General features: G+C 39.1%; 12 protein-coding genes. 7 read left to right on the top strand and 5 right to left on the bottom strand.

Translation table 11 applies throughout. The annotated features are described in order from the left end of the window. Positions 1-10: 10 nt before the first annotated feature. Positions 11-256, bottom strand: coding sequence for a YcgL domain-containing protein (locus tag IPMB12_RS08750; RefSeq protein ID WP_166916902.1), 246 nt, complete (start codon positions 254-256; stop codon positions 11-13). Positions 257-474: 218 nt separating this feature from the next. Between IPMB12_RS08750 and IPMB12_RS08745 the strand changes: the two genes are divergently transcribed. Beyond that, entirely contained in the window at positions 475-810 is a 336-nt protein-coding gene (locus IPMB12_RS08745; protein ID WP_166916900.1) for a hypothetical protein, read from the top strand. Here IPMB12_RS08745 and IPMB12_RS08740 read toward each other — a convergent pair. From IPMB12_RS08740 to IPMB12_RS08730, 3 genes are read right to left on the bottom strand one after another with little or no spacing between them, the layout of a single operon-like run. Further along, on the bottom strand, positions 807-2,015 hold the full coding sequence (locus IPMB12_RS08740) for an MFS transporter (protein ID WP_166916898.1): 1,209 nt from the start codon (positions 2,013-2,015) through the stop codon (positions 807-809). The genes IPMB12_RS08745 and IPMB12_RS08740 overlap by 4 nt on opposite strands. A gap of 11 nt (positions 2,016-2,026) precedes the next feature. After that, entirely contained in the window at positions 2,027-2,959 is a 933-nt protein-coding gene (kdgK, locus tag IPMB12_RS08735) for a 2-dehydro-3-deoxygluconokinase (RefSeq protein WP_166916896.1), read from the bottom strand. A gap of 47 nt (positions 2,960-3,006) precedes the next feature. Continuing rightward, entirely contained in the window at positions 3,007-3,477 is a 471-nt protein-coding gene (locus tag IPMB12_RS08730) for a YhcH/YjgK/YiaL family protein (RefSeq protein WP_166916894.1), read from the bottom strand. A 238-nt stretch (positions 3,478-3,715) separates the two neighbouring features. On the opposite strand from IPMB12_RS08730, the gene IPMB12_RS08725 reads away from it, so the two are divergent. The 4 genes from IPMB12_RS08725 (at position 3,716) to kduD (ending at position 7,377) form a co-directional block, all read left to right on the top strand. Further along, complete coding sequence (locus tag IPMB12_RS08725) at positions 3,716-4,498, top strand: IclR family transcriptional regulator (protein ID WP_166916892.1); 783 nt, start codon at positions 3,716-3,718, stop codon at positions 4,496-4,498. A gap of 134 nt (positions 4,499-4,632) precedes the next feature. Next, the gene (gene kdgT / locus IPMB12_RS08720) at positions 4,633-5,619 is read left to right on the top strand and encodes a 2-keto-3-deoxygluconate transporter (protein ID WP_166916890.1); all 987 of its coding nucleotides are present in this window, start codon (positions 4,633-4,635) and stop codon (positions 5,617-5,619) included. Between the two features lie 103 nt (positions 5,620-5,722). Beyond that, positions 5,723-6,559: a 5-dehydro-4-deoxy-D-glucuronate isomerase gene (kduI, locus tag IPMB12_RS08715; protein WP_166916888.1), complete on the top strand. Its 837-nt coding sequence runs from the start codon at positions 5,723-5,725 to the stop codon at positions 6,557-6,559. Positions 6,560-6,615: 56 nt separating this feature from the next. Next, positions 6,616-7,377 carry a 2-dehydro-3-deoxy-D-gluconate 5-dehydrogenase KduD gene (gene kduD, locus IPMB12_RS08710; protein WP_166916886.1) on the top strand — a complete coding sequence of 254 codons (762 nt, stop codon included), beginning with the start codon at positions 6,616-6,618 and terminating at the stop codon, positions 7,375-7,377. A gap of 75 nt (positions 7,378-7,452) precedes the next feature. Here the strand turns inward: kduD and IPMB12_RS08705 are convergent, their stop codons facing one another. Continuing rightward, on the bottom strand, positions 7,453-9,255 hold the full coding sequence (locus IPMB12_RS08705) for a DUF3413 domain-containing protein (RefSeq protein ID WP_166916884.1): 1,803 nt from the start codon (positions 9,253-9,255) through the stop codon (positions 7,453-7,455). 201 nt (positions 9,256-9,456) lie between these two features. Between IPMB12_RS08705 and IPMB12_RS08700 the strand changes: the two genes are divergently transcribed. Together IPMB12_RS08700 and fabA are read left to right on the top strand one after the other, a co-directional pair. Further along, positions 9,457-11,190: an AAA family ATPase gene (locus IPMB12_RS08700; RefSeq protein ID WP_208293471.1), complete on the top strand. Its 1,734-nt coding sequence runs from the start codon at positions 9,457-9,459 to the stop codon at positions 11,188-11,190. Between the two features lie 100 nt (positions 11,191-11,290). Beyond that, complete coding sequence (fabA, locus tag IPMB12_RS08695) at positions 11,291-11,812, top strand: bifunctional 3-hydroxydecanoyl-ACP dehydratase/trans-2-decenoyl-ACP isomerase (protein WP_166916882.1); 522 nt, start codon at positions 11,291-11,293, stop codon at positions 11,810-11,812. Positions 11,813-11,885: the final 73 nt, after the last annotated feature.

Below are 11,885 nucleotides of genomic sequence, written 5' to 3'. Positions count from 1 at the left end.
ACTTGACCTGCTAAATTTTAAAATCGTCTTCTCTTAACATCTGTAAAAAATAACCTTGTTCAGCCATTTTTTGCTTAATTTCTTGTGGTGTTGCCGCGGCAAGTTTACGCGCATCGTCTAAGTATAACTTCATCGCAAAAACCGGTTTACCAAATAGTTTCATGAGCTCTTCCGGTACCGGAGAAAAATCATTCTCTTTTTCAATATACAAGTAGCTACCCATTTTTTTCGTACTTCGATAAATAAAACACCACATAATGACTTCTCGTTATTTCTGAGTAATGAGCGAAATTATATCATAAGGGCTATGATTTGATACCGTGAAATATAGGTTCCAAAAATCAGTACAAATATCATTAATTAGAAACATTGATAACTGATAATATTCTTCTAATTTATTTGATTAATCTCTAATTTAGAGCATAGAATAGCCGGGCTATAAATCAATATAAAAATAAAAATTAGGAAATATATATGTTCATTTCTTGGTCAGGTCGGGGGTTAGTGATCCCGTTAGTAGTTGTTGTGAGTGCTATGGTATTAATTCCTTTTTTCTCTTCTGATACGTCTTTGATGTGGATAGCTGCCAGCTTTTTATTATCAGGAATTATCATCTATTTTCTGGGTAAAAAATGGAATACGCATAAAGAATTGATCCCACAAGAAGATTCAATGGTCCAAACCAAACCACAATATCGCTTGACTCCACATAATAAACATCGTTTTTACTGGATCCCAATGCAATATTTTGGCATTGTACTTATGGTTTTAAGCGTTGTTACTGCGATTATGTATCTGGTGAAGTCTTAAGAGCTAACAGCAGCAACTGGGGCTCTTTTCGTTCCATAAAGCTCCTGATAAATTGCAATCGCTGATGTCATCACCATAAATAGTGCGGCACACAAGAAAATACCTCTTGGGTGCCCCTGATCAAGAATCCAGGCAAAGAGTAATGGGCCTATCGTCCCCCCAATATTAAAGCCAGTGGAAACAATACCAAATACTCGCCCTTCAGCACCAACGGGGGCAGCAGCACGTACCAGCATATCTCGTGATGGTGCAATGATACCAGAACCGCATCCCATCAAGCCCATAATGATCAGAAGTGTCATTGAAGAAAAATCATAATAGACAATAAACATCGCCAGTATCGCAGTAAATATCAAGGCCATTGCAGCTATCATGCCATGACGCTGAGTGTAATCAGCTAGTTGTCCACCAATTAAAACACCTGCAGCATTGGCAAATAAAAACGTGGTTAATGCAATATTCGCTTCAGTTAATGGTAAGCCATAGCCGGTAATAAAGGCAGAAACTGAAAAGTTTTGAATCGCCCCACCACTTAAGCTGGTTAATAAAAACAACATCAACATCAATAAAATGGATGGAGTAAGCAAATCTCTTTTGCGTACATTCAGTTTTTTTGCCACCGGTTTAGCTTCAACCTGACGAGCCACTGCCTGTTCTTTAGCGGGTGGAATTAAGACTAATGCTGACACAATCCCAATCAGCCCGGTAACAATAAACGCAGACGCAATACCGCTAAAGGCTGCGATAGCGAGTAATAATACTGGAGTAATAGCTGTACCTAAAAAGCCACAGAACGTATGGATGGAAAACGCTCTTCCCATACGATTTTCTACAATATTTTGGGATAAAATGGCATAATCCGCCGGATGGTAGACGGAATTGGCAACCCCTGCCAGTCCCATAGCAATAATCAGCCAGTAATAGTGATCAATTAAACCAATTGAGATAAACGAACATCCACCAAAGATAAGAGCGCCAATTAATACCCGCTTAGCGCCAATATGATCGACAAAAAAGCCCATCGGAGCCTGAATTAAGGCAGACACAATATTAAACACACTAATCGCAAGACCGATCTGAATAAAGCTCAGTTCAGTCTGGACAACCATAAACGGCATCAGTGCTGGCAGTGCCATCATATGGATATGGCTGACCAAATGGGCGATAGAAATTTGCGATAAAATTGAAAACTTTGGACCAGCCATGAATCATAAACCTACTTTATTTTGGGCATTGCTTCCTTTGGAATGACTGCACCTTGATGTTGAATTACTGTTCCTGCGACTAAATGACCTTGTTTGGCTGCACTGACAGGATCTTTACCTTGTAAACGGGCAGCTAAATATCCTGCACTAAATGAATCACCTGCTGCTGTGGTATCAACAATCGCCGATTTAGCAATCTTATTAGCCGGAACATCAAACTGTCCTTCCGGTGCATCAATGATACAGCTCTCTGCACCGCGCTTGATAATTATCTCAGAAATTCCTAATTGTTTTGAGCGTTTTATCACAGATTCAAGGGATTGTTTACCCCATAACAGATCTTCATCATCAAGTGTTAAAAAAGCAATATCAGTACAAGACAAAATGTCCCAATATACCGCCTGAGCCTGTTGCTGATCTGCCCAAAGTCTTGGCCGATAATTGTTATCAAATGCTACTTTACCGCCTTTAGCTCTGAATCGTTTTAATAACTCAACCAGTTTTCTAAGACTTTCGCCATCTAAGATAGCAATACTAATACCACTAAGATAGAGATATTGATAATTTTCTATCTGCTTTAAAATAATTTCTGTTTCTGCCGTCTTCAACCAGAAACGTGCAGCAGCATCATTACGCCAGTAATAGAAACTCCTCTCCCCTTTATCATCTGTGACAATTGCATATAAACCAGGAAGTTTATTCGCCATTCTCTGTACCAGATCAGTAGCTACACCCTCTTTTTGCCAGGCAGTGATCATCTCATCGCTAAAGGAATCGGTTCCAAGACCGGTCACATAATGAATTTTATAATCCTGATGAGGCAGTAAACGAGCCATATAAACTGATGTATTGAGTGTATCACCACCAAAGCTACGTTTAGCTTGCTTATGCTTTTCGGAAAGTTCAATCATACACTCGCCAATCACAGCAATATTTGTTGTCATAAAGAATCCTTCTGATTAATTGGATAAATTTTCTCGTCCTGATTAAATTATAAGTAATCTACTGCGATTTTGACGACAGCTTTACGTACAGGAGAAACCACACCATTGATCACACACAGCGGTTTATGAACTTCATGAGGATAAAAAATAATAAAATCTCCTTCATTCATGACAATCATCGTTTCATCTTTAGGTGTCTGCACAAAAGCAATATCATTATCTTTTAGCTTATCTGTCACCATTTCAGTATGTGGTGGCTGCAAACTAAATGCCATTCCTTCCGGTCCTTTAAATACAATCTGAATATCCAGATATTTAGCATGATATTCCGGATAGGCTTCATGAATATGACGAGTTGCGGTATCAGACAACATCACATAAGCCTGACGTCCGTCGATTTCATACTCACCTGCTGGTGTATTATCATTAATATTTTGTCTAACAAATTCAATTGCTTGCTTGATTTTTGCGGGTAAATAAGGAACCAGATCTAAGTGATGAATATTACCGATAATCATAAAACCTCCCTGATTGATTAAAAATAGAAAATTTTATTGTCTTATTGAATATCCTCTATTTAAAAATAAAAAACATCCTCTGAAATAAAAAAACGTGATCCTATTCACGATCTTTATACTAAAAACCTTATCTGGTGAAATAATGTGATCAGGTTAACGTTTTTTTCTATTACTTCTCTTTATAGTTTCACTTATGATATTTAAAGTTCTATATATAAAACAAAAAGAGTAAATAATAATGAGTATTCCTGAAAGTTTAAAAGAAAGTAAAGCACCGGCAGCCGTCAGGCTGGTCGCGATTTTAGATTTCATCGCTGAGAAAGGAGCTGCTAGTTTTAGTGAAATTAGCTCTCAGCTCGCCATTCCTAAAAGTAGTACTCATCATTTACTTGATGTTTTATGTGAAACACAAATGCTGCGCCAGCGTGTCGATGGTCGCTATGCTCTGGGCTTACACCTATTTGAACTTGGTGGACTCGCAGCCAGTGGGCTGGATATGCGTCAGGAGGTTATTCCCTATTTACATGAACTGGTTGAACTCACCGGTTTAACCTGCCATCAGGGCATTATGGAAGGTGATGAAGCTTTCTTCTTAAGCAAAATTCAATCTCCACATGCGATTATTTTAACCTCATGGGAAGGTAAGCGCATTCGTTTGCACAGTACTTCTCTGGGGAAAATTTTACTAGCCTGGAAACCCACCGAACAAGTAAATCAGATTCTGGATAAAGCAAAGTTTGTCAAAAAAACTGAATCCACAATTACTGATAAAGAGAGTTTTATAAAACACCTAGCTTTAGTTAAACAACAAGGCTGGGCCTATGATGACGGAGAGAATATTAATGAAATCCGCTGTATCTCTGCCCCAGTATTTAATACCAAAGGAGAAGTACTTTGCGCCATCGGGCTGACAGGTATGGTCTCTCAATTTGCTAATGGTAAAAAGGAGGAATACTTAAACCATTTATTAGCCACCACAGAAAAAATATCTAATGCCATAAATTTTGGACTAAAAAAGTAGTCTGAACCAAACAGTTATTTAGTTTGTAAGTACGCAAGTCAGTAAGAGAATTGAGTCAATAGTAAAAATATGTTTTCCGTAGTACATGACAATGAATTGATAGTTTAATTTTAAATTAATTGAGGAAGTGAATCATGCAAATCAAGAAAGCGATAGACAAAATTCCCGGTGGTCTGATGTTAGTACCACTATTCTTAGGCGCACTATGTAATACACTTGCGCCCGGAACAGGTAAATATTTAGGTTCATTTACTAATGGCCTCATCACTGGAACCGTTCCCATTTTAGCGGTATGGTTCTTTTGTATGGGCGCATCAATAGAGCTCAAAGCAACAGGTACAATGCTTAGAAAATCTGGCGTGCTTGTAGTAACCAAAATAGCTACAGCCTGGGTTGTAGCGATGGTAGTTGGTTCATTCCTGCCATTAACCGGCGTGCAAACCGGAATTTTTGCAGGGATCTCAACACTTGCTCTGGTTGCTGCAATGGATATGACCAATGGTGGTTTATATGCAGCACTCATGAATCAATACGGTTCAAAAGAAGAAGCCGGAGCCTTTGTTTTAATGTCTTTAGAATCTGGTCCTTTAATGACCATGATTATTTTAGGTACCGCCGGAATTGCTTCATTTGAACCACAACTCTTTGTTGGTGCGGTACTTCCTTTCTTAGTTGGTTTTGCACTAGGTAATCTTGATCCAGAGCTACGTAAAATGTTTGGTGGTGCAGTTCAAACACTTATTCCGTTCTTTGCCTTTGCTCTGGGTAATACCATCAAACTACAAGTTATTGTACAAACAGGTTTTGCCGGTATTTTCTTAGGCGTTGCAGTTATCATCGTGACTGGCATTCCACTGATTCTGGCAGATAAATTCCTGGGTGGTGGTGATGGAACAGCTGGTGTTGCTGCGTCAAGTACCGCAGGTGCTGCAGTAGCTACGCCAGTCTTGATTGCAGAAATGATTCCGGATTTTGCACCTGTTGCCCCTGCAGCTACCGCACTGGTCGCAACCAGCGTGATTGTAACATCTATTCTTGTACCAATTATCACGGCACTTTGGGCAAAACATATTAAAAAAGCCAGTACACAAACAGCTCCGGCTGCTGCTCCGGCAGAATAAGATAAGAATTTTTAGTTAACATCTTGTAATAACAGAATATCAACACACAATGATAAATAGGACTAGCCCCATTTGTCATTGTATATAACACAGAGGATATATCATGGACGTAAGACAAAGTATTCACAGTGATCATGCAAAAACACTTGATACTACCGGAATCAGAAAAGAATTTTTAGTAGAAAAAATCTTTGAAGCTGATAAATACACAATGGTTTACAGCCATATCGACCGTATTGTCATCGGCGGTATTATGCCGGTTAAAAATACGGTCACAATTGGTGCTGAAGTAGGTAAACAATTTGGCGTTAACTATTTTTTGGAGCGTCGTGAACTGGGACTCATCAATATTGGTGGTGATGCCACAATCATCGTTGATGGCACCACTTATACTGTTAAAAATGAAGAGGCGCTTTATATTGGTAAAGGCGCTAAATCGCTTGAATTTAAAAGTGTTGATAGCAGTAAACCAGCAAAACTGTATTATAACAGCGCACCGGCACATCACACTTATCCAACTCGTACTATTACTAAAAATGATACGGTTGCCCAACCACTTGGCAGCTTAGAAACCTGTAATAAGCGTACTATTCGCAAATACCTTGTTCCTGACGTACTGGAAACCTGCCAGCTTAGTATGGGAATGACTCGTCTGGAAGAAGGCAGCAACTGGAACTCAATGCCAACTCACACTCATGAACGTCGTATGGAAGTTTACTTCTACTTCGATATGGATGATGAAACTATTGTCTTCCATATGATGGGTAAACCACAAGAAACCCGTCACGTGGTTATGCATAATGAACAAGCCGTTATCTCCCCAAGCTGGTCAATTCACTCAGGTGTGGGTACCAAACGTTACACCTTTATCTGGGGTATGATTGGTGAGAATTTAACCTTTGATGATATGGATCATATCGCCATGAAAGACATTCGCTAATTTATAGCAAACTAGCTCATAAAGAGTGATCAGTTTATAAAGAATAGAGGATTATTATGATTTTAGATCAATTTAAATTAACCGGGAAAGTTGCTCTTGTGACGGGTTGTAATACCGGACTTGGACAGGGTATGGCAGTCGGGCTTGCACAAGCAGGCTGTGATATTATCGGTGTAAATATTACAGAACCAGTTGAAACTAAGCAACAAATTGAAAAACTGGGACGTCAGTTTGTGAATATCTCTGCAGATTTGAGTCAGTATGACAGCATTCAGACAGTAGCGGATAAAGCAATTAGTGTTTTTGGACGTATCGATATTCTGGTTAATAATGCGGGTATTATTCGCCGTCAGGATGCTATCGAGTTTTCAGAAAAAGACTGGGATGATGTGATGAATGTGAATATCAAAACCGTATTCTTCCTGTCTCAGGCGATTGCTAAACAATTTATTAAACAAGGTACTGGCGGCAAGATCATTAACATCGCTTCGATGCTGTCATTCCAGGGGGGGATTCGTGTACCTTCTTATACAGCATCAAAAAGCGGCGTGATGGGGATTACTCGCCTGATGGCTAACGAATGGGCGAAGCATAATATCAATGTTAATGCGATTGCTCCGGGTTATATGTCAACCAATAATACTGAACAGCTTCGTGCTGATGAAGCGCGCAGTAATGAGATTTTAGGACGTATTCCGGCAGGTCGTTGGGGCTTCCCGTCTGATGTTATGGGACCTGTAGTATTCCTTGCCTCCCCAGCATCTGACTATATCAATGGTTACACCGTAGCTGTTGATGGTGGCTGGTTAGCTCGTTAATCTTTTCACTATAAATATAAAAGGTGCCATCTGGCATCTTTTATATTTTTCTTTATTAATCAATAAGTTATAAATCTAATTAGTTACCATAAATCGACGATTTGTTGTAATCAATTGTAAGAAAATAGATAAACTCAGTTTTTCATCTTTTTGTAACTCATTATTTGTATCATAAATACGGTAATGACCGAATGAATCAATCACAATCGTCTTATCTTCATAAAGCGCAGCCACTTCACTCTCATTACCCGCTATTAACCAGTTACGGGTAGAAAGATCAAACAGATTCATACCCTGACTATACTGAGCTGGCGATGTTTTCGCTTGCAATAAGTTTTGCATCAAAGTCTGCATAATATCAGTGTGTGTTGTTCGTGTATCTACCATTTGATTAACCTGAGTTGGCCACGAAATCACTAAAGGTACATGTAAAGACTCACGATCATAGCTACGTAAATCACTATCATTGCTTAGTACCACTTTTTGACCTTCAGTCATGAGTCCTTTCGCTGCGGTAATAACAACCACTGTATTATTCAGCTGCCCGTTTTCTTCCAGATGAGTAATCACTTCTTTAATCTGATTATCCATTTTTTGCAGGTACTGGCTAAACTCTTTCTCACTCATTGTCGCAGGAGATTTAAGCGTTCTCTCTTTATCAACTACCTGATAATTTAAGAACGAGAACCAAGGCGTCTGTGTCTCTGATTGATTTAAATTATCCAGCCACTCTTCCCAATATTTAGTCACTGTACCATTGTTGGTAAATTTCGGCTTAGGTAAGGAGAAATTTGACAATAAAGCATGACGATAGAGCGGCTGATTAAAGCCATCAGTTGAGAACAATCCTAAATTATAGCGTTGGCGAGTTAAGCCATCTAACAATACTGATGAGGTATGACTCGCCAAAATACTATTATAATAGTTAGGGTCAAGACCATAAAATAACGAGAACACACCAAGCGTATCCCGATTACTGGAGCTATAGTGCTGTGTATAATTACTGTTTTGACCAGAAAAACTGGTTAAAAATGGCATATCATTGGTCATTGACTGTACCGGCAATCCATCCATTACTATCAACAATAAATTATATGGATTATCCTGACGGTCAAAACTCACCCGACTCAGTGGATATTCAACCGCAACAGCAAAGTGATTCCCCTCTTGTTCTGCTCGTTCACTATAATCACCAGGATTTAGGAAACCATATTTTTCAAGGAAGTGACGTGCTGTCAGCGGATTAGATAGCGGATAACTTGCTCTTTGCATCGTAATTGGGCGATAGAAGTTAGCATCAGCCCAGATATGAATGATATGTGAAGACAGGAATGATAAAACCAGAATAACCACGATCGGTCTGGCTATAAACTTGCGCTTTGATAAGCTACGCAGCTTTTTCCAGCTCCAGATAGAAAAGACCGTTTCAATAAAAAAGATGAGCGGGACAAAGATAAATAGTTTCTGCCAGTCAGCATTGAGAATATTATCTTCCGTTGAGGTAAGAATATCCCAAATAGTTAAATTAAGGTGCATCCTAAAGCGGGCAAAGACTTCAATATCAATAAGCAGTAGCGTGATTCCAATCGTTGCCACTACAGTTGCAATAATACGGTTCCAGCGCTGGGAGTGAATGAAGAAACTGAGCGGGAATAACAGAATCAGATAAACAGCAAAAGTCAGAAAGCTAAAATGACCAAGACTGCTGATAATAGCATAAAACCGCCCCATAAAAGTCGATGGCCAGTCAGCAAGGAGTATGTAACGGCTACCTAAAATAATCACTAAAAAAATATTAAAAAGAGTAAACCAGTGCCCCCAACTAACAATCTGGGATGATTTTTCATCTTTAGTATGATTATTCTTTATCTTATGCATAGAGTCTATTCAATATCAAACAGGTTTAAGACAATTAATATCAGTCATTACCCGTATCATAATGGGATTAGTTTAATTAAAATTGTTGAGTAGTTTACCGTATTTTGATAAATCTTTCTGTAATATTTTTGTTCGGATATATTCTCAGTATGGTTTCCTGTTATAATCAAACTATTAATCACTAAAAACAAGATCAACACTTTGGCAATTACTCAATTAATCTGGGAACAGATACAACCTAATATCGATAATGCTCCGGACATTTTTACATCTGCCTCTGGCGATGTCTCCCCTTTAGCATTACAGTCACGTTTACTATCTGGTCTGGATATTTTGTGCCCTACCAAACGGCGTCATTTTGATCATCAGTTTATGCTGATTAAGGCCAGTGACAGTCATCTTATGTTGTCTCTGCTACAAAGTGAGATAAAATCACGTCTGCCAGAAAATAATACCGCCTTTGCTTATCATATCAATGAACATAAAGTGACATTGACTGAAACACAAAATCGTCAGGATAATTTTGCTGCCTCAGATAGCTGTCTGGCAGCTCAGTGGGTAGAGAGCGAGATATTATTTGGTTGCGTCCGTCAGCCTGATGATGAAACTTTTAAACTACAAGCGGGTCTGGTACACAAAGCCAATGGTGGAGTACTCATTATTGGCTTGCAGTCTTTGCTTGATCACCCAATGCTCTGGCTACGTTTGAAAAATATGGTACTCAACCGGGAATATCAATGGTTTTCTAACGATGACTCTCATCCGTTACCGTTTTCTATTCCCCCACTGCCACTGGATTTACGTATTATTCTTGTGGGCGATCGCGTGTCTTTATCCGATTTACAGGAATTTGATCCCGATTTCTATCAAACCGCGCTGTATGCAGAATTTGAAGAAGATCTCTTTATTGATAAAGAACAAGTCATTACTGACTGGGCAAGTTATCTAAAAGCCATTGCAAAATATCAAAATTTACCAGAACTGGATGGCTCCGCCTATAATCCAATCATGAAAGCGGCAACCCGTTATCTGGAAGATCAATATTACTTCCCCCTTTCTCCTGACTGGGTGAATAGTTTGTTATCTGATGCTGCACGCTATGCCGATAATGTGATTAATGGCGAAGCGATTGAAAAAGCCATTCAGCAAAAAGACTGGCGAGAAGGCTATTTACTTCAGCGCTTCCGTGAACAAATCTATGCTAAACAGATCATGATTAATACTCAGGATCAGATCGTTGGACAAATCAATGGGTTATCTGTTATTGAATATCCGGGTTACCCAAAAGCGATTGGTGAACCGACCAGACTAAGCTGCGTAGTGCATTTTGGTGATGGTGAATTTATTGATATTGAGCGCAAGAATGAACTGGCCGGCAATATTCACTCCAAAGGTATGATGATCATGCAATCATTTATTACCTCAGAATTTGCGCTACAACACCAGCTCCCGTTTTCTGCCTCACTGGTATTTGAACAATCATATAATGAAGTTGATGGTGATAGTGCTTCTTTGGCCAGTTTATGTGTGCTGATGAGCGCACTGGCAGAACAGCCTATCGACCAACAACTGGCAGTTACAGGTTCAGTTGACCAGTTTGGTAATATCCAGCCAATTGGCGGGATTAACGAAAAGATTGAAGGTTTCTACGCGGTTTGTAAAAATCAGGGCTTAACGGGTCAACAAGGTGTGGTTATTCCCGCATCTAACAGCCGCCACCTCTGTTTAAGTGATGAAGTACTGGACGCAATTAAAAATGAGCAGTTCTCCATCTGGACAGTTGAACATGTTAGCGAAGCGCTCTATTTACTGACAGGTATTGAATATAAGAATAAATCAGGGATTAATTTATATACTCTGATTCAGACCAGAATCCAGCAGATGCTAAGTTTAGATCGTAAGCAAGGCGGCTTGTTTTCCAAATGGTTTAAATAGTCACAAATAAGCCGATTAAATATTTGCAAATCAAGTTTTTTCGGCTTACACTTGTACGCTAATTTTAATCAACACTTAAAATCTATAATTAAGGTAAGTTATGACATTTGAAAGAAAATCCTCTTACTCAAAAGAAGACCTAATTAAATCAGGAAATAACGAACTATTTGGTCACGATGGCCCACCATTACCAGCAGATAATATGCTGATGATGGATCGCGTCAATGAGATGAATGAAACTGGTGGCCATTTTGAAAAAGGTTATGTTGAAGCTGAACTGGATATCAATCCTGATCTATGGTTCTTCAAATGTCACTTTAAAAACGATCCGGTGATGCCTGGTTGTTTAGGCCTTGATGCGATGTGGCAATTAGTTGGTTTCTACTTAGGCTGGCTTGGTGGTAAAGGCAAAGGTCGCGCACTGGGTGTGGGTGAAGTTAAATTCACTGGTCAGGTTCTGCCAACGGCGAAAAAAGTGGTTTACAAAATTCACTTCAAACGTGTCATTAACCGTAAATTAATCATGGGCTTAGCTGATGGCGAAGTTTTTGTTGATGGTAAACTCATTTATCAGGCAACTGATCTTAAAGTCGGTCTATTCCAGGATACCAGCGCGTTCTAATCCGGAAATACCTGAACTGAATTTACAAAAAAGCGACTAATAAAGTCGCTTTTTTTATTTAAGCTGAAGTAAA

Origin of the sequence: Zophobihabitans entericus, from assembly GCF_011745665.1 — a bacterium.
Classification (GTDB): domain Bacteria; phylum Pseudomonadota; class Gammaproteobacteria; order Enterobacterales; family Orbaceae; genus Zophobihabitans; species Zophobihabitans entericus.
Note: the sequence above shows the minus strand (reverse complement) of the source record. Positions and strands in the feature narration are given on the sequence as shown.

Bases quoted from the DNA above. Each gene is read 5' to 3' on its own strand.
- IPMB12_RS08750 (WP_166916902.1), bottom strand. From the start codon at position 256: ATGTGGTGTTTTATTTATCGAAGTACGAAAAAAATGGGTAGCTACTTG.
- kduI (WP_166916888.1), top strand. From the start codon at position 5,723: ATGGACGTAAGACAAAGTATTCACAGTGATCATGCAAAAACACTTGAT.
- IPMB12_RS08745 (WP_166916900.1), top strand. From the start codon at position 475: ATGTTCATTTCTTGGTCAGGTCGGGGGTTAGTGATCCCGTTAGTAGTT.
- kdgT (WP_166916890.1), top strand. From the start codon at position 4,633: ATGCAAATCAAGAAAGCGATAGACAAAATTCCCGGTGGTCTGATGTTA.
- IPMB12_RS08740 (WP_166916898.1), bottom strand. From the start codon at position 2,015: ATGGCTGGTCCAAAGTTTTCAATTTTATCGCAAATTTCTATCGCCCAT.
- kduD (WP_166916886.1), top strand. From the start codon at position 6,616: ATGATTTTAGATCAATTTAAATTAACCGGGAAAGTTGCTCTTGTGACG.
- IPMB12_RS08705 (WP_166916884.1), bottom strand. From the start codon at position 9,255: ATGCATAAGATAAAGAATAATCATACTAAAGATGAAAAATCATCCCAG.
- IPMB12_RS08730 (WP_166916894.1), bottom strand. From the start codon at position 3,477: ATGATTATCGGTAATATTCATCACTTAGATCTGGTTCCTTATTTACCC.
- kdgK (WP_166916896.1), bottom strand. From the start codon at position 2,959: ATGACAACAAATATTGCTGTGATTGGCGAGTGTATGATTGAACTTTCC.
- fabA (WP_166916882.1), top strand. From the start codon at position 11,291: ATGACATTTGAAAGAAAATCCTCTTACTCAAAAGAAGACCTAATTAAA.
- IPMB12_RS08725 (WP_166916892.1), top strand. From the start codon at position 3,716: ATGAGTATTCCTGAAAGTTTAAAAGAAAGTAAAGCACCGGCAGCCGTC.